This is a genomic window from Prosthecobacter sp., from assembly GCF_044236155.1.
Taxonomy (GTDB): domain Bacteria; phylum Verrucomicrobiota; class Verrucomicrobiia; order Verrucomicrobiales; family Verrucomicrobiaceae; genus Prosthecobacter.
Genome location: NZ_JBIIHA010000012.1, coordinates 114,458 through 134,135, shown reverse-complemented (window position 1 = coordinate 134,135; position 19,678 = coordinate 114,458). Strand labels below are relative to the sequence as shown.

Here is a 19,678-nt window from a genome sequence, read left to right as displayed (position 1 = left end):
AGAGCGCGTTTCTTTTCAACCATGAAGCTCCACGTCATCTGCTGCGCCATTTTTGTCTCGTTCGTTCTTCCCGCCCTCGCGCAACGCTCCGCGCCGATCGTCTCGCCGGAAATCAAGGACGACCACGGCGTCTCTTTCCGCATCCGTGCTCCCAAATCGCAAAGCGTGGCTCTGCGCGGCCAGTGGGACAGGCAGCAGGTGGAGATGACGAAGGGAGAAGAAAATGTGTGGAGCCTCACCGTGCCGAACGTGCCCGCCGGCGTGTGGGAATACAGCTTCGTCGTCGATGGCCTGACGATGATCGATCCCGCGAATCCGGCGCAAAAACCGCAGCGCAACCCCAGCGCGAGCATCCTGCACATCCCTGCCAATCCGCCGAACGTGTGGGACTTTCAGGACGTGCCGCACGGCACTGTGCATCAGCACACCTATCTCTCGAAAGCGCTCGGCAAACAGCGCGGCGCGTGGATTTACACACCGCCTGGCTACGAGGCTGACACAGCCACGAAGTACCCACTGTTCGTCCTCCAGCACGGCTCGGGCGACCGTCATGAGACGTGGGTCACGCACGGCAAGGCGCACTGGATTCTCGACAACCTCATCGCCGCCGGCAAAGCGAAGCCGATGATCGTTTTGATGATCGACGGCCATCCGCTCGGCATGGTGCCGCGTGAAATGGCCGACAAGCGCGGCGAATCGCTCAAGGCCTTCAAGTGTGAGTTGTTTGAAGACGCGATTCCTCTCGTGGAACGCAGTTATCGCGTCTCACCCGACCGCGAACAGCGCGCCATCACGGGTTTGAGCATGGGCGGCTGGCAGTCGCTCAGCACCGGCATGACGAATCTCGACAAATTCGCGTGGATTGGCTCCTTCAGCGGCGCGGTCGATGAAAATGAGATCAAACCCGCGCTCGATGACGCCGCGGGCACGAATGCGAAACTGAAACTCCTCTGGATCGCCTGCGGGGAGAAGGATTTCCTGCTCGAACGCAACAACCAGCTCATAGCCACGCTCAAATCACGCGGCGTGAACCACGAATGGCGTCTCACACCCGGCGATCACTCCTGGCCCATCTGGCGCGACTACCTCGCCGAATTCGCGCCGAAGCTGTTTCGCTGAGCTGGAGCGCACGCGTCCCGCGTGCAGCATTCGGCGTCCCGCCGAATGCTGACCCAGGACATGATTCTTCATCCAATGTTGCGCCGGCTGGCGTGAGCTTGGAGACGGTTTTCCGCAAGACGCGGAAAACGGCACGCGAGACGCGTGCGCTCCATTCAAGCACCGAAGTTTCCGGGCGGCTTCGCGTCGGGAGCCGGAGCGGCGGGCTTTTCTTCCTTCTTCTCCTCTGGTTTGGGTGATTCGGCAGGTTTTTCCGGCGGCTTGCGCACTGAAGGCGCGGGCGTGGCGGAAGGGCGGCCTCTGCCACCGAAACCTTGTGACAGGCGTTCATTCAAACGATCCACCTCACCCGGCTCGAGCTTGCCGTTGCCGTTCTGATCGAGTCGCGACATGACTTTTCCGCCAGCGATCATCTTTTGCAGCCCTTCGACCTCGTCGGCATCAATCTTGTGATTGCCGTTCTTGTCCACCTGCTTGAATCCGGCAAGCATGCGGACCCTGCGGTCGGCGGCGACGGGAGCTTGCGGTCTTTCGACTTCGGCCAGCTCGATCTCGCCGTTGCTGTTCTTGTCGAGGCTCTTCAACGTCGAGAAAGCCTTTTGCAGCGCGGGCAGCTCGTCAGCGTCGATTTTATGGTCGCCATTCTTGTCGAACGTCTTCAAAACTTCAGCGTTGGCTCCATCATGGTGCGCGGACGCACCGGGTCTTTTTTTGCCCTTGGCATCTGGAGCGGGCAGGGCAACGGCGGGAAGCAGGGCTGTCACAAACAAGGAAAGAAGAGTGGTCTTCATGCACGCTGAAACGCCGCACCACGCATGAGGTTGCATGTGGATTTTGCGTTCTTCGGCCCAGTCCGGCAGGAGCGCACGCGTCTCGCGTGCTGCGTTCGGCGTCCCGCCGAATGCGGGCCCAGGGTGTCGTTCCCCGTCCAGCGTTGAACTTGTTTGCGTGTGCTGGGGGGACGGTTTTCCGCGAGACGCGGAAAACGACACGCGGGACGCGTGCGCTCCATCAAAGCATCGCCGCGAGATCGGCGGCGAGTTGCTTCGCCTCGTGAACGGGACGGCTGGCCTCGCGTTCGACCGGAGCGGCGGAGAGATTGGCCTCGTTGAAGACGCGCACGGCCATGTGGAGCCGACCGTCTCGAATCGTCGTGTGCGCTCCGACCGGCGTCTGGCAGCCGGCGCCGAGAATTTTGAGAAATTCCCGCTCAGCGATGACCCGTGACTCGGTTTCGGCGTGGTTGAGCGCACGTATCGCGTGGATCACCGCGTCATCACCCGCACGGCATTCGATGGCGATGGCCCCCTGCCCTGCGGCCGGGAGGAACTTCACCGGATCAAGCACGAGCGCGCAGAGCGTCTGCCCCTCGATGTGGATGCGGCTGAGGTTCGCGTTGAGCAAATTCAGGCGCAGCAAACCGGCGGCGGCGAGCAGGACTGCATCGAGCGCGTTTTCGCCGAGCACTTTCTTCACGCGCGTGGGCACGTTGCCGCGGATCTCGACAATCTCGAGGTCCGGACGCAGAAATTTGAGCTGCGCCGCACGCCGCACGCTGCTGGTGCCGACGCGGGCACCTTTTGGCAGGCTGTCGAGCGTGTGCGGATCGCGGGTGATCATCACATCCTCGATCGCGGCACGCGGCAGCACGGCGGCGATGGTAAATCCAGCAGCGAGATCGCTCGGCACGTCCTTCAGGCTGTGCACCGCAGCGTCGATCTGCTTGTTTTCGAGCGCGATTTCGAGCTCCTTGATGAAGATGCCCTTGTCCACGTTCGCCACGCCGCTGAACTCGGAGAAACGCAGATCCTGACGCTTGTCGCCGCTAGTCTGGATGATCTCGCGCTCGATTTTCAGATGCGGATGCGCGGTCTGCAACGCCGCCGTGACCATGGTGGTCTGCGTGAGGGCGAGTTCGCTGCCGCGGGTGCCAAGGATGACTTTTTCGATGCTCATGAATGGGTGGTTTTGACGAAGCCGAATTTCTCAAGCTGCTCCTCGATGATGCGCTCGCATGCTGCGAGCTGCCGCTCTCGCTCGCGGCGGCCTTCGTCGGCGATGGCCTGCAACGCGTCGATGTCGTAGAGATACACGCCTTCGATCTCGTTCACCGCCGGATGGACGTCCCGCGGGACGGCGATGTCGATGATCAGCAGCGGCTCCCAGCGGCGCTTGCGCATGACTTGGTCGATCTGATCGGGCTTGATGACGAAATGCGGCGCGCTGGTGCTGGAGATGATGACATCGACCTCGTGCAGCACGTGCTCCCATTCGTCGAATTTCATCGCAATGCCTTTCATCTCCGTGGCCAGCTCGACGGCCTTGTCGTGGCTGCGGTTGGAGACGATGATGCTCTTCGCGCCGCGTGAGAGCAGGCTCTGCGCGCAGGTCCGGCTCATTTCACCGGCACCGACGAGCATGACGCGACATTCCTTCAGATCGTGGACCTTTTCGGCGAGATCGACCGCCACACTGCCGACGCTGGTCGATCCGCGCTGGATGGTGGTTTCATTGCGCACCTTTTTGCCGACGGTGAAGGCCTGCTGGAAGAGCTTGTTGAGCGTGCGCCCGGTCACCCCGGTGTCGAGCGCGGTTTTATAGGCCGCTTTGACCTGGCCAAAAATTTCCGTTTCGCCAAGCACCATGGAATCGAGTCCGCTGACGACGCGGAAGAGATGACGCGCGGCCTCCGCTGAGTCGAGGTTGTAAAGGACGAGCGCCTCGGCGTGCTCGGGCTGAAGTTTGAAATGCTCCACCAGGTAATTGCGCAGCGCGGAATGGCCGTGGTCGCCGCCGGGAAGCGAATGCGCGGCGTAGATTTCCACCCGGTTGCAGGTGCTGATGACGACACTCTCCTCGAAGCCGGGCAGGCCGCGGACCTGCTGCACGGCCTGCGGCACCTGCGCTTCCGGGAACGCGAGACGTTCACGCACTTCGACGGGCGTGGTTTTGTAGTTCAGGCCCACACAGACGAGGCCGCTGCGGTTGTCGGTCGGCTCAGGCATGCGTGACAATCCACAGGGAAATGAACGGCAGGATGAATCCGACGACCGCCAGCCACGCGGTTTTGCGCGGCGAGGTGAAATGCCGCCACATCAGGATGGAGATCACGGCATACAGGCTCCACACGATCCAGGCGAAGACAACGTGGCCGGTCTTTGTCATCGGCAGATGCAGGGCGAAGGAAATGCCCAGCGCCACGCTCAGCAGAAGCAGTCCGAGCCGGACGAGGCGCTGAATGGCCTGCGCGAGGCCCTGGATCGGCGGCAGTTGATAAAACAGGCCGCCGATCTGATGCAGCTTCAGCATCCGCTCCTGCACCAGGTACATGACGCCGGTGATGCAGGCCAGCGCGAAGGCCGCGTAGGCAATGAGCGCCAGCGCGATGTGCAGTTCCACCAACGCGTTGATCGGTCCCTTCGGCGGATACGGCGCAAAGCCGTTCATGAAGCTCATAACCTGCATGACCGTGACGAGCGGCGCGGTGAACAAGCCCAGCAGAGAAAGCCGGTAGGCAGGCCCGACGAGGAAATAGAGCAGCACCACGCTCCACGCGATAAACACCAGGATGTCCGCAAGGCTGCGGATGGGACACTGCCGCACTTCCTGCCCGCGCAGGTAGATGAAGCCGGTCTGCAGCGCGAACCCGAGCGCCATGAGCACGAACTGGGCACGCGTCTGCTTCCACGCGCCCGATTTGAGCGCGAGCAAGGCCTGCACAACGGCGCTCACAAAAAGGAGCGTGGCGGCGGCCAGGAGCTGTTGGGAAGGGGGCATGGCAGGAGGGGGCGGATACTCGCGGGCATGGCACGTTTCCGCAAGGGTGAAGGCAATTCCGATGGCAATGTTCCCATCGCTTGCGCATCCCGCCATCTCCTCCATCATCGGGGCGCATGAATTCGCAGACCCTCGACCACATCCGCGCCACGATCCGTGACGTGCCGGATTTCCCGAAGCCGGGCATCCTTTTCAAAGACATCACGCCGGTGCTGGCGGACCCGGCGCTGCTGGCGCGGACGATCGACGGGATGATCGACGCCACCGGCGTGCTCAAGGTGGACAAGGTGGTCGGCATCGATGCGCGCGGCTTCATTTTTGGCGCGTTGATCGCTGAACGGCTCGGCGCGGGCTTCGTGCCGGTGCGCAAGAAGGGCAAGCTGCCGTGGATGACGCGTGGCGTGGATTATTCGCTCGAGTACGGCACGAACTCGGTCGAGATCCACCAGGACGCCATCGCGCCGGGAGAGACGGTGCTGCTGGCGGATGACTTGCTGGCCACAGGCGGCACGGCGGGCGCGGCGCTGACGTTGATCGAGCAGGCGGGCGGGAAAATCGTCGGCAGCACGTTCTTCATCGAGTTGTCGTTTCTTAACGGACGCGAGAAACTGCGCGGCCACGGGCCGGTACACGCGCTCATCAGCTACTAAAACAACACTGCGATGACGGAACGCGAGTATCTGCGCCACCTGAACAAAAGCGCGCAGGCCTTTTTCCCGCCGGACGACACGCTGCCACGTGGCCGCGCCGAGACGCTGCGCCGGGCGAAGCGCTTTTTGAAAATCAAGGAGCAGCGCATCAAGCAGCGGCACCGCAGCCGGAATTTTTCCGGCGTGGAAATCTGCCGCATGCGCTCGGACGTGATCGATTACCTCGTCAAAACGCTTTGGGAGGAGAGCGTGGCCGCGCTGCCCGCGGACGTGCGCGCGAAGCTGAATGTGAGCGTGGTGGCGCATGGCGGTTTCGGCCGGCGCGTGATGAGCCCTGGCAGCGACGTGGACCTCACCTTTATGTTTCCAGGGAACAGCGGCCGCGTGTCGAACGAGGTGGCGCAGCTCATCCGTGACTACCTGCTGTATTTTTACGACCTGAAGTTCAAGGTCGGCCATGGCTCGCGCAGCGTGGGGGAGTGCATCGCGCTGGCGAACGAGAACATGGAGACCAAGACCGCGCTGATGGAGGCGCGCCTCATCACCGGACAGCCGGCGGCGTGGGAGGAATTCCGCGCCCGTTTTGACAAGGAATGCATGGACGGGCGCGAGGAGGAGTTTCTCAGGCTGCGCCAGCTCGACCTGGCCACGCGGCATGGAAAGCAGGGTGACACGCCTTTTGTGCAGGAGCCGCATGTGAAGAACGGCTGCGGCGGGCTGCGCGACTATCAGAACCTGATCTGGATGACGTATGCGCGGCACCGCAGGCTCAATCCAAAGGATCTCGTGGGCCTCGGCCTGATCTCGAAGGCCGGCTGGCGGGAGGTGGAGCAGGCGTATGACTTCATCCTGCGCGTGCGCAACGAGATGCATTACACGGAGAAACGCGCCGAGGACCTGCTCACGCTGCGTTTGCAGGGGCCCGTGGCCACGAACCTCGGTTACCGGCACAAAAAAATCCTGCGCCGCATCGAGGCGCTGATGCACGACTACTACACCGCCACGCGGGACATCCTCCAGCGCAGCAGCGAGGTGATGGACCGCTTCCATCTGCAGCAACTCGAGAGCGAGGGGCAGAAAAAACGCCTCATCGGCTTCCTGGCGCGCAAACGCTCGGAAAAGCAGCAGGAGCGCTTCGACGGCTTCATCCGCAAGCACGAGCGCGTTTATGCGGAAAGCGGTGGCGTCTTCAAAGAGGAGCCGCAGCGCATGATGCGCCTTTTCCTGCACACCCAGCAGCGTCATCTGCGGCTCAGCCCGGACCTCTTCCAGCTCATCCAGGACAACTTCCGCCTCGTGGACCCGGGCTTCCGCTACAACAAGGCCAACCGCGAGACCTTCGAGGCCATTCTCTCCAACAAGGGCGACACGGCGCGTACCCTGCGGCAGATGCACCGTGTCGGCTTTCTCGGAAAATGGATGCCGGAGTTCGGCGCTCTCACGAACCTGGTGCAGCATGAGTTCTTCCACCTCTACACCGCGGACGAGCACACGCTGCGCACCATCGACAAGCTCGACGAGCTCAGCGATCCCGCGCTGAAGGGCGCGGAGCTTTTCCAGCAGTTGTTTCATGATCTCCAGCAGCCGTATGTGCTCTATCTCGCGCTCCTGCTGCATGACGCCGGCCGCGCTGCGAACAAAAAGACGCACACAGACGAAAGCACCACCCTGGCCGCCGCCGTCTGCCGCCGTCTCCAGATCAAGGGGGAGCGCCGCCGGCTGCTGCTCTTCCTCGTGGACAACCATCTGCTGATGTACCGCACCGCCACGACGAAGAGCCTCGAAGACCCCCAGGTCATCGAGGAATTCGCCGCCATCGTGCGCACGAAGGAGAACTTGGACACGCTGCTGCTGATGACCTACGCCGACTCGAAGGGCACCAGCGACAAAAGCTGGTCCGGCTACAAGGAGGCATCCATCCGGCAGCTCTACCACAACACCTTGCGCTTCATGAACGCTCCCGCGGACTTCATGAACCACGTGCAGGTGCCGGTGGAGGAGCTGAAAGCTGGCGTGGCGAAGCTGCTGGGAGCGGGATTTGAAGCGGAAGTGGACGCGCACTTCCGCCACATGCCGCCTTCGTATTTCAATTTCCGCGAGGCCGATGTCATCGCCGCGCACATCCGCCATTTCCGTCTGTTCTTCGAGCAACTGATCCACGAGGAAGCAGAAGCCGGCCTGCTGCCCGTCATGATGTGGGAAGATCACGCCGAGCAAGGCTACAGCGAACTCACCGTCGTCTGCTGGGACCGCCATCTGCTCCTCGCCCGCATTTCCGGCGCGCTGGCCGCCGAAAGCATCAACATCCTCAGCGCCGACCTCTTCCAGCGCGGTGACAACCTCGTGCTGGACAGCTTCCGCGTCTGCAACACCAACTTCGCCGCCGTCACCTCGAAAAGCGCGCGCAGCCGCGTCGAGGAATCCGTGCGCAAAGCCTTTGGCGGCACGCAGTTCGACTTCAGCGACGCCATTGTGCAAAAGCTCGGCAAATCCATCACCATGCTCGACGAGATCGGCGACGAGATCCCGCAACGCGTTTACGTGAACAACCAGATCTCACCCGACCAGACCGTGCTGGAGCTCCAGCTTGTGGACCGCCTCGGCCTGCTTTACGACATCTTCATGGCCATCGGCCGCCTCGGCCTCAGCGTCACACACGCCCGCATCAGCACGGAAAAAGGCGTCGCCATCGACGCCATCTACATCCAGGACGAAAACGGCCGCAAACTCACTGACCGCGCCCAATTGGATGCGCTGGCCGACGCCGTGAACGCGGCGGTGCACCAGCGGCCGGACAAGTCCTCGTGACTCCTTTGCCCTACTTCAACAGGCCGCTGTCGATGAGCCATTCCGTGAAGCGTTCGGGCCATCTTGCGGCGGCGCTGGGCTTGGCGTCGGGACGGTAGCCGAAACCGTGGCCGGCGTTGGCATACATGTGCATCTCGGCCTTCACACCGGCGGCCTTGTATTTGAGATAGAGCGTGGCCATGCCCTCGGAGATGTCGGGGCGGTCGCTGTAACCGGCGGCGATGAAGAGCGGCGGCATGCCTTTCTCCGCATTGAAGAGGCCGGAGGTGCCGGGATAAATGAGCGCCTGGAAATCGGGGCGGCTGGACTGGCGTTCGATGGGATCGGCGGCGTCTTTCTGGCCGGGGTCGTTTTTCATGGCGGCGAAGGCGGCCAGTTCGCCCCCGGCGGAGAAGCCAAGGATGCCGAGACGGTCGGTTTTGACGTGCCATTCGTCGGCACGGCTGCGAATGAGGCGGATGGCACGGCGTGCGTCAGCCATGGCGTGATCTTGAATCGTGTAGGTGCTGGCTTTTTCACGAGCGAGGCGGTATTTCAGCACAAAAGCGGCGATTCCGCGCTCCTTGAACCATTCGGCGAGCGCGTAGCCTTCATGGCCGAGACATAGCTTTGAATGACCGCCGCCAGGGCAGATGATGACTGCGGTGCCGCTGGCTTTGTCCGCAGCGGGCACAAATGGCGTGAGCGTGGGGTTGTGGATGTTGCAGACGTTTGTGCCTTCGACCTGCTCGGCCTCGGTTTTGCGGGCTTCAGAGCCGGGAGCGCCGTTTTCCCACAGCGGGATGGCCTGCGGGAGGTTTTTGGGCAGTTCGGCGGCAAGAACGGCGCTTTGGAGGGTGAAAAGAGCAAAAAGAGGGCGGATCATGGGCCGGGAATAACGCCCGGAGGGCCGAAGTTCACGCGAAATGATCGCCTGATTGACAAACGGGCGGCTCCCGCTAGTCTCCCGCCCCCTTTTCATGGGAGGTCGCCATTTGTCCGGCCTGCGCCTGTTATTTTTAAAATTTTCACCACCCCACACGCCCATGCCTAAAACATTCAGGACCTACCAGCCCTCCAAACGCACGCGCAAGCAGCAGTTTGGCTTCCGCGCCCGCATGAAGACCAAGAACGGCCGCGACATCCTCCGCCGCCGCCGCGCCGCCGGACGCAAGCGTCTCCTGCCGAAGGGCGTGGAAATCCACTTCAAGCGCCACACGCAGCAGCACGCCTGATCCTGCACGGCGCTTTCCTCCCCATGCGCCTTCCCTCCAGCCTGCGGATGAAACTGGCGCGTGATTTCGCGCGGGTGAAGACGCAGGGCAGCAGCCAGGCCGGGAAATTCCTGGTGCTGGGTGCCTTGAAGACGGAAGGGCTGGAGGAATTCCAGTTCGGTCTCATCACGGGCGCAAAACTGGGCAAGGCCGTGGTGCGCAACCGCATCCGCCGTCTGCTGCGCGAAGTCATTCGCGCGCATCGTGCGGAGATCATGCCCGGCTGGCAGATGGTGCTCATCGCCCGCTGGCGGGCACCGCAGGCCACGCTGGAAGACTTGGAAAGGGACTGGCTGCGGCTCGCACGCCGCATGAATCTGCTGCAAACGCCATCCCCAGCCGCGGCCGCCCCATGAAATGGCTCATCCGAATCCTCATCCGCGGCTACCAGATGTTCATCTCGCCCGTCATTCATGCCATCGGCGGCCCGGGCTCCGGCTGCCGCTACACGCCGACCTGCTCGGTGTATTTTCTTGAGGCGGTGGAGACCCACGGAGTGCTGCGTGGAAGCTGGCTGGGCATCCGCCGCATCGGCCGCTGTCATCCCTGGGGCGGACATGGCCACGATCCGGTCCCGGACAAGAAATGACGGATTCTTTTTGACCTAAATTGCAATGGCGGGCATCGCATCCCCCCGCCAGTCTGCCGCCCCTCCCAAACAAACCCTCTCCCTCCCGCAAATTTCATGGACCGCAAAGGTTGGATCGTCATCATCGCGTGTGTTGTCCTCGCTGGACTGAATCTGCATTACACGAGTCTCAATCAGAAGGCAGCGCAGGCCGAGGCGGAGCGAGTGCAGGCCGAAAAGGCCAAAAAAACAGCGGAAACCGCGCCGAAGCCCCCCGAGGCAACGACAGTGACGGCCACCGCCGCCGCAACACCGGCCAAGTCTGCGACGCCCGAGATTCCCGAAGAAAAGCACGCTCTGAAAGTCGGCAGCGTGACGTTTGAGTTGACCTCGAAGGGCGGCGGCATCGCCCGCGCCATGCTGGCGGGGACGGATCAGGTGACGCTGAACCAAAATGCGCTGGAGCCCATCGGCGCGCTGCGTCGCGAACCTGCGGGGCTTGACGCGATCGCCTACAAGCTGACGGCGAAGAGCGAGAAAAGCGCCACCTTTGAAGGCACCAACACGGAAGGCATCGTGGTGACGAAAACCTACACGCTGACCGAGGGGAACGAGAGCGACGCGCACCTGATCGACCTGACGATCACGCTGAAAAACACCGGCACCGCGCAGCACCGCTCGGAAGAGTATTACCTCTATGCCGGCGCTTCGAGCGCCTTGAAGCACGATGACGCGCGCTACGAGGGCTTTTTCTGGAATGACGCCGGTGACGCTGACTTTTACCAAGCCGACTACTTCGCCAAAGGCTGGTTCAGCGACGCAAAGACGGAGTTCCGGCAATCTTACGGCGCTTTGCGCTACGCGGGGGTGATGGGGCGCTTTTACACGCACATCTTGACACGAGTTTCCGCGAAGGATGCGCCGGGCAAGTTCTGGGCCTCCCAACGCAAGCTGGCGCAGCCGATCGACGCGGCCCATGCGGGCAAGACGGACATTCAGGATCATGCCATTGATGCCGCGCTGGGTCTGCCGGTGGTGGATCTGGCCCCCGGAGCTTCACAGAGCGAGACCTATCAGATTTACCTCGGGCCGAAGGAATACGACCGCCTGAGCAAGATCGGCAAGCAGCGCAGCTTCGCGATGTTCTACGGCTGGTTCAAGCCGATCAGCATCTTCATGTCCTGGGTGATGCGCTGGATGCATGACTTCACCGGCAGCTGGGGGCTGGCGGTCATCCTGCTCACGATCTTCGTGCGCACGCTCATCTGGCCCATCCACGCGAAGTCCACTTACACGATGAAGCGCATGGGCCTGCTGGCGCCGATGATGAAGGAGCTGCAGGAGAAGTACAAGGACAACCCGCAGCAGCAGCAGATGGAGGTGATGAAGCTCTACCGCGAGTATGGCGTCAACCCCCTCGGCGGCTGCCTGCCGCTGTTTTTGCAGATTCCGATCTTCTTCGGCCTCTACCGCGTGCTGGAATACGCCGCCGAGCTGCGCGGGCAGTCATTCCTGTGGGTGAAGGACCTGGCCGCGGCCGACACAGTGACCCAGTTCATGGGTTTCGACATCAATCCGCTGCCGCTCATCATGGGTGTGACCATGATCGCGCAGATGAAGCTCACCCCCCAGCCCGCCAGCGTGGACAAGATGCAGCAGCGCATCATGATGCTCATGCCGTTCTTCTTCCTGTTCATCTGCTACAACTTCGCCGCGGCCCTGGCGCTTTACTGGTCCACGCAGAACATCTTCAGCATCGCGCAGACCTGGGTGATGAAGCTGTACATGCCCGAGCCGAAGCTTGAAAAAGTGGCGCAGAAGCCGGTGCCCAAAGGCCCGCCGCCGCAGAACCCGTTCTTCAATCCCATGGGCCACAAAGAGAAGAAAAAAGGGCCGAAGCCGCCGAAGCTGGGCGGTTAGACTGCCCCAGGCCTGCCGTTTTAGATTCGCAGTCACCGTTGCCTGATGTAAACAGACCGCAAACTGAGAACAGCGAACTGAAAAAACACCCATGACGCCGCTCGAACATGCCCGCCAAATTCTCGACACGATGCTCGGCTATCTGGGCTTTGTCGTCCAGATCGAGGAGGACAACGGACCCGACGGCCCCACGCTCCAGGTTCTCACGGATGACTCGGACGCGCTGATCGGCCGCCGGGGCGAGACGCTGGATGACATCCAGTACCTCGTGAACCGCGTGCTCCAGCGTCACATCAAGGACGCTCCGCGCATCCGCGTAGACGTGGAGTTTTACCGCTCCATGCGCGAGGACAAGATGGTCGCACGCGCCAAGGAGCTCGGTGAACGCGTCCGCGCCACCGGCCAGAACGCCGATCTGCCGCCAATGAACAGCTATTACCGGCGGCTCGTTCACAACGTGTTCGTCAACGATCCTGAAGTGATGAGCGTCAGCCAGGAAGGCAGCGCCCGCTTCAAACGCATTTTCCTCAAACGCCGGCCCAAATAGTCCGCCGTTGATGATTTGAGCGAAAAACAGCTTCGTTCTTTACTCCCGCAGGCGTTTTGAGTTATTTCTCAAAACCCGCGCAAATTGATTCGCGCCACCTTCCAAAGCACACCCCGCATCCAACCCGCCGTTCCCATGAAATTGAGCCGTATTCACCCTGCCTTGCTCGCGCTGGCCTGCAGCGCCGGATTCCTGCAAGCCGACATTGTGGTCCTCAAGGACGGGAAGCGTCTGGAGGGCAATATCACTGCGGAAAACCCAACGGCGATCCACATGCGTTACAAGCTGACGCCGAAAATCTGGGACGACAAGGACATCCCGCGCAGCGAGATCGCCGAGATCATCAAGCAGAAGCCGGAAGAAGTGGAGCTCATTGAATTGAGAAAACTCTTCCCCACCGTCGATCTCATGACGGCGGAGAAATATGAGCAGCTCATCCAGGACCGCCTGCGCCCGTTCATCAACCGCTACCCCGGAACGAAGGAGGCCGCCGAGGCTGAAAAGCTTGTCGCAGAGGCCCAGGCGGAGAAGGAAAAGGTCGTGGCCGGCGGCATCAAAATGGAAGGCAAATGGCTGAACCCGGACGAGGCGAAGTCGGCGCAATACAACATCAAAGCCTACGGCCTGCGGGCAGCCATGCTGGAAAAAGAGGCCGCGAAAGACTATCCCGGCGCGCTCAAGGAATTTGACCAGCTCGCCGGCCCCGTGGGCATGGCGTCGATTTATTTCCCGAAAGCCGTTGAAGAAGCACGCGCCATCCTGACCAAATTTGACGCCCAGGTCGAGCAGATGATCAAGGACCAGCCCACGCTGCAAAGAATGCGGGATGAAGGCATCAAAAAACTCATCGAGCCAGACCTTTCGCGCATGAAAACCGCGATCGATCGCGAGAAAGAGCAATGGAAGACAACCTACGACTTGGAGCGCAAGAGTTCCAAATGGTTCACGCCTTACAAGTATGACCTCGCCAGCCTGAAAGCCCTCTCACAGGCCATCGCTGCTGAAAAGGCCCGCCTTGCAGGCATCAACCTCGCCGCCATCACCAAGACGAATGAGGCGATCGCCCAAATCATGAGCGCCGAGGCCGCCGCCATGAAGGATCAGGAAGCACTGAAAAAAATGGGGGATGCGATCCTCGCAGGAGAGGCCGCCGCAGGCAGCACCGACACAAACACACAACAATTCTACTCGACCATCTTCCAAGGCTACCGCCAGCGCTATGCCTACGCTCAGCAGCAGATCGCCACACAGGCCCAGCCTGGTGCCACGCCAGGAGCCGCTCCTGGTTCTGTCGGCGGCTCCAGCGCCATCGCTGGCACAGGTGCCACGCCAGGCATGGATGACCGTGTGGCCGCGGCTCTTGCAGCAGCGGCGGGTGGAGGGGCAGCCCCTGCTCCCGGAACCGCCATGCCCGCCGGAGCACAAACGCCGGGAGTGGTCGCGCCCGGAGCAGTTCAGCCCGCTGCGGTGCCGAATGCCGCTGTGGCGCCTGTCGCAGGCATGACTGCCGCGCCTGCCGGTGTTCCTGTTCAAGCCGCACCAGGCATGGTGGCGCCTGGCGCCGTCCCACCGCAGGCAGGCTACGCTCCCCAAGTTCAGCCGCAACCCGGTGCTTATCAGCAGCCTTACAACACCGCCCCAATGGCGACTGCTCCTCAAGCTGCTGTCCCTGCTCCTGCTGAAGAAGAAGGCGGCATCAGCACCAACACCCTGCTGCTCATCGGCGTTGGCGTGCTGGTCATCGTGCTGGTCGCGGCCATGTCAGGCGGCAAGAAGAAGAAATAAGCCGTCTGCTTTGAATCGTTCGCAAAAAAAGGGAGTGCCGCTCGGCACTCCCTTTTTTAAACACACACGAACAGAAAAACTGACGATCAAGCCGCCTCGGCGGTTTGCTGCTGGCCCTGGTCCTTGACGGACATCGCCTCCTTGCCCTGGCGCTTGCGCAGGTAGTGCAGGCGGGCGCGGCGCACGCGGCCGGGCTTGGTGACCTCGATCTTCGCCACTTTCGGGCTGTGAAGGGGGAACACGCGTTCCACACCCTCGCCGTACGAAATTTTGCGGACGGTGAAGGCCTCGTTGATGCCGTGGCCTTTGCGGGCGATCACGATGCCGGTGAAAATCTGGATACGCTCCTTGTCACCTTCGATGACTCGGGTATGCACCTTCACGCTGTCGCCCACGTTGAATGCGGCGACTTCTTTTTTGACTTGTTCCTGGTTGATCTTTTCGATGATTTTGCTCATGACACGCTCTCCTGAGCCTCGCATCGCAGGCCGTGAATCAGTCAGGCCGGGGGCGAGGGGCGGGGAAGATGGGCGGTTCCCCTGATTTGGCAACCTGTTTTTCCCCGCGCTGGAAAGTGCCGCTTTACGCCCTAAGACTCCCTTCTCCATGCACCCCTCCGTCACAGCTCTCATCCACGCCGCCATCGCCGAAGATGTGGGCTCAGGTGATGTCACCTCCCTCTACTTCATTCCTGAGAATTCCCGCTCGCGGTCCGAAATCGTCGCCCGCGAGCCGGGAATCGTCTCCGGGGCCGAAATCGCGGCCACAGTCTTCAAGGAAATCGACCCCGCCCTCGAAGTCGAGGTCTGCATCCCGGACGGAAGCCCCTTTGAACGCGGCGATATTCTCATGAAGGCCGCCGGGAGCACCCGATCCCTCCTCACCGCCGAAAGAACCGCCCTGAACTTCCTCCAGCGTCTCTGCGGCGTCGCCACGCAGACAAAAAAGTATGTCGATGCCGTGAAACCTCACCCGGTGCAGGTCTGGGACACGCGCAAGACCACGCCGGGCTGGCGTTTGATCGAAAAAGCGGCCGTGAAGCATGGCGGCGGCACCAATCACCGCATGGGCCTCTACGATCATGCCATGGTCAAAGACAACCATCTCGCGGCGAATGGTGATCTGCCCGCGCTTCAGGCCTCCATCCGCAAGCTGCGCGCCGAGCGCCCCGGCGTGCGCGTCCAGCTCGAAGCCGCCACATTGCGGCAGGTCGCCGATTTTCTCACGCTCGACGGCGTGGACATGCTGCTGCTGGACAACATGACTCCCGGCCAGCAGCGTGAAGCGGTGAAACTCGTGAACGGCAAACTCTGGCTCGAGGCCAGCGGCGGCATCACGCTCGACACGATCAAAGAAGTGGCCGCCACCGGCGTGAACGCCATCTCAGTCGGCGCGCTCACCCATTCGGCGCGGGCGCTGGATCTGGCGCTCGACTTGTTCTGACTCAGGTGGTCGGAAAACGGCACGTCACGCACACACCGCCGCCGCGCCTGTTCTGAACCTGCAAAATGCCGCCGATGAGGCTGGCGCGGTAGTCCATCACCCGCACGCCGATGCCTTCGGCGCCATGACGTTTCTTCGGCAGGTCGGCGCCGTCGTTCTCGATCTGCAGCACGCCCTCCTGGCGACCTCTTCGTGCCAGGGTCAGCCGAATCTGGCGCGGATTGCCGTGCCGCAACGCGTTGTTCACCGCTTCCTGGGCGATGCGGAAGAGATGCATCTGCTTTTCCGGGTCGGTGACGCGAACATTGCCGGCAATCCGGCAGACACAGTCCGTGCGGAAATTCGTGCGGATGGTGTCCGCCAGCAGACGCAGCGCGCCGCTGAGCTCGCGGTGGCGGACGGCGGCGGGCGACAGGCCGTGGGAGAGACGCCTGACGTCCTGGATCGCCTCCTGCAACAGCGTGCGGATGCGTGCGGCGCTTTGCTTCTTCTCGCCGTCCAGATCCTGCTCCAGCGCGTCCAGCAGGGAGGCGACACCTGTCATTGTCTGTCCCACGCCGTCATGCAGGTCACTGCCGATGCGCGCATGCTCCTGCTCGGAAATGCGCAGCACCTCCTGCTGCATGCGGAGCCGCTCAGTCAGGTCGGTGGCGATGACGATCACACGGTCCGTCGTCCCATCCGCGTTGCGCGTCGTGGCCGTGCGCAGCTCCACATGCCGCTGCTCGCCTTGTTTCGTGCGGATGCGCAGCTCGACCGGAGGATTGGGCTCTCCTGCCAGGAGTTTTTGAAAACGCTTTTTGGACTGGCGGATCTGACGCTCCTCCATCAACCCCAGCTCCCAGGGCGTGCGTCCGAGGACCTCTTGCAGCCGGAAGCCGAGTCCTTGCGCGGCGATCGGGCTCACCTGCTCGATGCGGCCTTTCGCATCCAGCACCATGATCAGCATGGAAGGATGGTTCGCCAGCACCCGGCTGAGCTTTTGCTCGCGCAAAAACTGCTCCTCCGTCTTCCTGCGTTCAGTGATGTCATGCGAGATCACCAGCAGCCGCCATACCCTGCCCTTCTCGTCCCGGATCGGCTTGCAATGGGTCTCCACCCAGATCCAGGAGCCGTCCCGGCAGCGCATGCGGTGCTCGATCGTCGTGGCCTTGCCTTTCAGATTTGCCCGGTAGGTGCCCAGCACGAGATTCACATCATCAGGATGCAGGCGGGTGCGCCAGTCCATTTTGTCGAGCAGCTCGTGCGTCCAACCCGTCTTCCGGAAAAACGACGGGCTGATATAAAGGCGGTTTCCCTTCGTGTCATTCAGCGAGACAAAGTCCTCCATGTGGTCCGCCAGCAGACGATAGCGTTCCTCGCTCACGCGCAGCGCCTCCTCCGCGGCCTTGCTTTCCGTGATGTCCGTGATGACCCCGGCCATGCATGTGGGCCTGCCTTTGGCATCACGCTCCGCCTCGCCGCGTGAGCGGAACCACCGGTAGCTGCCGTCCTTGCAACGCAGACGCAGTTCCAGATCGTAGGGAACACGCTTCTTCAAATGCGCCCGTACCGCCGCTTTCACCCGCGGCAGATCCTCCCGGTGCACTCGGGAGAAAAACGTGCTCATATGATCTTCCAGCTCGTCTTTTTGAAATCCCAAAAGCTCCTTCCAGCGCGGCGAGTGATAATCCTCCCCGGTCTGGACGTTCCAGTCCCAGACACCATCCTGGGTGCCCCGCACCGCCCGGGCGTAGCGGCTCTCGGAAAGCTGGAGCGCCTCCTCCGCGTCCTTGCGCGCGGTGATGTCATGCACCATGCCGGCAAGATGCGTCACGCGCCCTTTCTCATCGCACATGGGTGTCACGATGACCTCGCCATGTCTGTTGCCTTTGGGGTAAAGGCTGGTCTCCTGCCACTTCGCCGGCTGCTTTGTCCGAACCGCCCTTCGGTAATGCTTCGACACCATGGCCCATGACGCGGCCGGGATCACCTCCTGCACGAGTTTGCCCACCACCTGTCCTTTTTTCAGCCCTGTGGCCTTCAAAAAAGCCCGGTTCACCGCCGCGAAGCGAAACTCCCCGCGGGGCTTCACCGCCACGCAAAACAACACCACATCCGCATGCTCAAAAACCGCCACCTCAACCGCTGGGAACATGCCTCCGGCGGTTGCGGCTTCCGCGTTGGCTGGTTGGCGTGGCTTCATGAGTTGCGGGCGATTCAAAAAGGAAACCGCCTGCCTGTCCACACTTTTGCAGACACCGCGCTCACTTCACCGGCTCATACTGCCAGGCCCAGTCGCCGAGGTACTCGCCTTTGTTGAGCTTCGGCGTCTTGTTTGCCTCCACCGTGACTTTCCCGGCATCATCCTTCCCGTCAAAACCCACGGACCACAGCTTGAAGCAGCCCGACTCCGTCGTGCGGTAGCGCAGCGGTTTTCCATCGCATGCATCCAGCGGCACGACGGGCAGAAACTCCGGCACCAGCTCCTCGAGCTTCGCGGGATACGCTCCGCGCTTCGCAAAAAAACGTTCCAGCGCGATCGCGGCCAGCGCCTGCTGCTCGCGTGCCGCCCCCAGCCAGGCGCTCAGGCTCACTTGCTTCACCGCGGGCACCATCAGCCGCGCCATGATCCAGTCTGCATGCAGCACGATGTTGTGCTTATCCTTGATCTCACGATCAAGCGCTTCGCCCGCGCTCACAGCAGCGGCCATCCCTTTTTTTATCGGCTGGATCATGTAGCGCAGCTCCACCTCGCCGATCACGCTTTTCCAATGATCGAGCATTCCGTTCGGAAGGCGGGCGATCATCAGCCCCGAGTCATCATTCCCGCCTGAGAGTCCGGCCAGCGTCTCCGCCGCGCTGCCTTTTCCTTCGGCCTTTGCCCTCTGCAGATACTCCAGCGCGTCCACCCCCGCCGCCAGCTCGCCGCGCATCGCCTGCAACAAGGCCTTCTCCGTTTCATCCGCCGCATACAACTTCTGCAAGCGCCGCAGTTCCTCCTCCGCGAACACACGCTCCCGCAATCCGAGCCAGAGTGACTCCAGGGTCATGGAATCAATCGAAATACCCACCAGCAGGCCGATCAGAAACGGTTCCTGCCGGCACGCATGCGCGATGCGGTGCGCGGCGATGATGCTCCGAGCGGCCTCGGTGCCATTTTTCGCCTCGATCGCCGCCCGGGCGCGCAGCGTGAGCAGCCGCGCCAGGGCCTGCGCCCCGTTGTAATGGGCCATGCTCAGAGTAAACAGCATGTCCGGAAGCTCGCGCTCCTTCAGCGCTGGTGTGAACATCGCCTGCGGACGCTTCGGTGCCTCGTCCGCGAGTTGCTTGAGCAGCGGAAACTTCGCATCCAGCGCGGCCAGCACATCCGCGACCGGCGCGGACGAATCCGGCGGCACCTGGAGAAACTTCGCGTCGCGCAAAATCTTCACCCACTCCTGAAGATCCGTCGTTTTGCCAAGCGTGACGCCGCTGAAACTCAGCGTGCCTCCCTGCCACTTCATCGCCGCCAAAACGGCCCGTTTCGCGCCCGGTTCGCCTTTGGACGGGTCGTTGTCAACCACACCAGCGATCCCGCGCAGCGGCTCGATGGCCAGCAGATTTTCCGCCTCCGGCGGCGGCTCGGGTAGCAGCGCACGAAAATCGAGCGTCTCGCCCTCGCGCTCGATCATCGCCTTCGTGACGGCCCAGCGGCGTTTCCCGCTCCAGTTCACCCACGTGAACAGCAGGACGACCAGCGTGATGAGCGTGAGAGAAATCCACAAAAGAACGCGGGTCGCACGGTGGGAAAAAATTTTGCGAATCATGGGATATAACAGGTTTGGAG

At 62.1% G+C, this 19,678-nt stretch carries 17 protein-coding genes and 1 pseudogene; 10 read left to right on the top strand and 8 right to left on the bottom strand.

Going from position 1 to position 19,678, the window contains the following annotated elements:
• Nucleotides 1-21: 21 nt before the first annotated feature.
• Nucleotides 22-1,119 carry an alpha/beta hydrolase-fold protein gene (locus ACILSE_RS12550; RefSeq protein ID WP_395717742.1) on the top strand — a complete coding sequence of 366 codons (1,098 nt, stop codon included), beginning with the start codon at nucleotides 22-24 and terminating at the stop codon, nucleotides 1,117-1,119.
• 155 nt (nucleotides 1,120-1,274) lie between these two features.
• On the opposite strand, the gene ACILSE_RS12545 is transcribed toward ACILSE_RS12550, so the two are convergent.
• The 4 genes from ACILSE_RS12545 to ccsA form a co-directional block, all read right to left on the bottom strand.
• On the bottom strand, nucleotides 1,275-1,910 hold the full coding sequence (locus tag ACILSE_RS12545; RefSeq protein WP_395717741.1) for an EF-hand domain-containing protein: 636 nt from the start codon (nucleotides 1,908-1,910) through the stop codon (nucleotides 1,275-1,277).
• Between the two features lie 220 nt (nucleotides 1,911-2,130).
• On the bottom strand, nucleotides 2,131-3,075 hold the full coding sequence (hemC, locus tag ACILSE_RS12540) for a hydroxymethylbilane synthase (protein WP_395717740.1): 945 nt from the start codon (nucleotides 3,073-3,075) through the stop codon (nucleotides 2,131-2,133).
• Complete coding sequence (hemA, locus tag ACILSE_RS12535) at nucleotides 3,072-4,124, bottom strand: glutamyl-tRNA reductase (RefSeq protein WP_395717739.1); 1,053 nt, start codon at nucleotides 4,122-4,124, stop codon at nucleotides 3,072-3,074. Before hemA ends, hemC begins: the two co-directional genes overlap by 4 nt.
• Nucleotides 4,117-4,896 (bottom strand): cytochrome c biogenesis protein CcsA, encoded by a 780-nt coding sequence (gene ccsA / locus ACILSE_RS12530; protein ID WP_395717738.1) that lies wholly within the window; start codon nucleotides 4,894-4,896, stop codon nucleotides 4,117-4,119. The genes hemA and ccsA overlap by 8 nt, the downstream gene beginning before the upstream one ends.
• Before the next feature lie 116 nt (nucleotides 4,897-5,012).
• Between ccsA and ACILSE_RS12525 the strand changes: the two genes are divergently transcribed.
• Together ACILSE_RS12525 and glnD are read left to right on the top strand one after the other, a co-directional pair.
• Entirely contained in the window at nucleotides 5,013-5,546 is a 534-nt protein-coding gene (locus ACILSE_RS12525; protein WP_395717737.1) for an adenine phosphoribosyltransferase, read from the top strand.
• A gap of 12 nt (nucleotides 5,547-5,558) precedes the next feature.
• Entirely contained in the window at nucleotides 5,559-8,354 is a 2,796-nt protein-coding gene (gene glnD, locus ACILSE_RS12520; RefSeq protein WP_395717736.1) for a [protein-PII] uridylyltransferase, read from the top strand.
• A gap of 10 nt (nucleotides 8,355-8,364) precedes the next feature.
• On the opposite strand, the gene ACILSE_RS12515 is transcribed toward glnD, so the two are convergent.
• Nucleotides 8,365-9,219: an alpha/beta hydrolase gene (locus ACILSE_RS12515; RefSeq protein ID WP_395717735.1), complete on the bottom strand. Its 855-nt coding sequence runs from the start codon at nucleotides 9,217-9,219 to the stop codon at nucleotides 8,365-8,367.
• Nucleotides 9,220-9,379: 160 nt separating this feature from the next.
• Between ACILSE_RS12515 and rpmH the strand changes: the two are divergent.
• From rpmH to ACILSE_RS12485, 6 genes and pseudogenes are all read left to right on the top strand, one after another.
• Nucleotides 9,380-9,514 (top strand): annotated as a pseudogene (gene rpmH, locus ACILSE_RS12510) (50S ribosomal protein L34); the annotation flags it as partial.
• A 77-nt stretch (nucleotides 9,515-9,591) separates the two neighbouring features.
• Entirely contained in the window at nucleotides 9,592-9,963 is a 372-nt protein-coding gene (gene rnpA / locus ACILSE_RS12505) for a ribonuclease P protein component (protein ID WP_395717734.1), read from the top strand.
• On the top strand, nucleotides 9,960-10,196 hold the full coding sequence (gene yidD / locus ACILSE_RS12500; RefSeq protein ID WP_395717733.1) for a membrane protein insertion efficiency factor YidD: 237 nt from the start codon (nucleotides 9,960-9,962) through the stop codon (nucleotides 10,194-10,196). Before rnpA ends, yidD begins: the two co-directional genes overlap by 4 nt.
• 96 nt (nucleotides 10,197-10,292) lie before the next feature.
• On the top strand, nucleotides 10,293-12,095 hold the full coding sequence (gene yidC, locus ACILSE_RS12495; protein ID WP_395717732.1) for a membrane protein insertase YidC: 1,803 nt from the start codon (nucleotides 10,293-10,295) through the stop codon (nucleotides 12,093-12,095).
• A gap of 91 nt (nucleotides 12,096-12,186) precedes the next feature.
• Nucleotides 12,187-12,642 carry a protein jag gene (locus ACILSE_RS12490; RefSeq protein WP_395717731.1) on the top strand — a complete coding sequence of 152 codons (456 nt, stop codon included), beginning with the start codon at nucleotides 12,187-12,189 and terminating at the stop codon, nucleotides 12,640-12,642.
• Between the two features lie 135 nt (nucleotides 12,643-12,777).
• Nucleotides 12,778-14,427, top strand: a complete 1,650-nt coding sequence (locus ACILSE_RS12485) for a PTPDL family protein (protein ID WP_395717730.1) — start codon at nucleotides 12,778-12,780, stop codon at nucleotides 14,425-14,427.
• 86 nt (nucleotides 14,428-14,513) lie between these two features.
• Here ACILSE_RS12485 and rplS read toward each other — a convergent pair whose 3' ends face one another.
• Nucleotides 14,514-14,885, bottom strand: coding sequence for a 50S ribosomal protein L19 (gene rplS, locus ACILSE_RS12480; RefSeq protein ID WP_395717729.1), 372 nt, complete (start codon nucleotides 14,883-14,885; stop codon nucleotides 14,514-14,516).
• Between the two features lie 148 nt (nucleotides 14,886-15,033).
• Between rplS and nadC the strand changes: the two genes are divergently transcribed.
• Nucleotides 15,034-15,870 (top strand): carboxylating nicotinate-nucleotide diphosphorylase, encoded by an 837-nt coding sequence (gene nadC / locus ACILSE_RS12475; RefSeq protein WP_395717728.1) that lies wholly within the window; start codon nucleotides 15,034-15,036, stop codon nucleotides 15,868-15,870.
• A 1-nt stretch (nucleotide 15,871) separates the two neighbouring features.
• On the opposite strand, the gene ACILSE_RS12470 is transcribed toward nadC, so the two are convergent.
• Together ACILSE_RS12470 and ACILSE_RS12465 are read right to left on the bottom strand one after the other, a co-directional pair.
• Complete coding sequence (locus tag ACILSE_RS12470; protein WP_395717727.1) at nucleotides 15,872-18,055, bottom strand: PAS domain S-box protein; 2,184 nt, start codon at nucleotides 18,053-18,055, stop codon at nucleotides 15,872-15,874.
• A gap of 61 nt (nucleotides 18,056-18,116) precedes the next feature.
• Nucleotides 18,117-19,658 carry a hypothetical protein gene (locus ACILSE_RS12465; RefSeq protein WP_395717726.1) on the bottom strand — a complete coding sequence of 514 codons (1,542 nt, stop codon included), beginning with the start codon at nucleotides 19,656-19,658 and terminating at the stop codon, nucleotides 18,117-18,119.
• Nucleotides 19,659-19,678 lie beyond the last annotated feature (20 nt).

Coding starts and splice junctions, on each gene's coding strand:
- ACILSE_RS12550 (WP_395717742.1), top strand. CDS start 22: ATGAAGCTCCACGTCATCTGCTGCGCCATTTTTGTCTCGTTCGTTCTT.
- hemA (WP_395717739.1), bottom strand. CDS start 4,124: ATGCCTGAGCCGACCGACAACCGCAGCGGCCTCGTCTGTGTGGGCCTG.
- ACILSE_RS12485 (WP_395717730.1), top strand. CDS start 12,778: ATGAAATTGAGCCGTATTCACCCTGCCTTGCTCGCGCTGGCCTGCAGC.
- nadC (WP_395717728.1), top strand. CDS start 15,034: ATGCACCCCTCCGTCACAGCTCTCATCCACGCCGCCATCGCCGAAGAT.
- rplS (WP_395717729.1), bottom strand. CDS start 14,885: ATGAGCAAAATCATCGAAAAGATCAACCAGGAACAAGTCAAAAAAGAA.
- ACILSE_RS12465 (WP_395717726.1), bottom strand. CDS start 19,658: ATGATTCGCAAAATTTTTTCCCACCGTGCGACCCGCGTTCTTTTGTGG.
- hemC (WP_395717740.1), bottom strand. CDS start 3,075: ATGAGCATCGAAAAAGTCATCCTTGGCACCCGCGGCAGCGAACTCGCC.
- ACILSE_RS12525 (WP_395717737.1), top strand. CDS start 5,013: ATGAATTCGCAGACCCTCGACCACATCCGCGCCACGATCCGTGACGTG.
- yidC (WP_395717732.1), top strand. CDS start 10,293: ATGGACCGCAAAGGTTGGATCGTCATCATCGCGTGTGTTGTCCTCGCT.
- ACILSE_RS12545 (WP_395717741.1), bottom strand. CDS start 1,910: ATGAAGACCACTCTTCTTTCCTTGTTTGTGACAGCCCTGCTTCCCGCC.
- ACILSE_RS12470 (WP_395717727.1), bottom strand. CDS start 18,055: ATGAAGCCACGCCAACCAGCCAACGCGGAAGCCGCAACCGCCGGAGGC.
- ACILSE_RS12515 (WP_395717735.1), bottom strand. CDS start 9,219: ATGATCCGCCCTCTTTTTGCTCTTTTCACCCTCCAAAGCGCCGTTCTT.
- ACILSE_RS12490 (WP_395717731.1), top strand. CDS start 12,187: ATGACGCCGCTCGAACATGCCCGCCAAATTCTCGACACGATGCTCGGC.
- yidD (WP_395717733.1), top strand. CDS start 9,960: ATGAAATGGCTCATCCGAATCCTCATCCGCGGCTACCAGATGTTCATC.
- rnpA (WP_395717734.1), top strand. CDS start 9,592: ATGCGCCTTCCCTCCAGCCTGCGGATGAAACTGGCGCGTGATTTCGCG.
- glnD (WP_395717736.1), top strand. CDS start 5,559: ATGACGGAACGCGAGTATCTGCGCCACCTGAACAAAAGCGCGCAGGCC.
- ccsA (WP_395717738.1), bottom strand. CDS start 4,896: ATGCCCCCTTCCCAACAGCTCCTGGCCGCCGCCACGCTCCTTTTTGTG.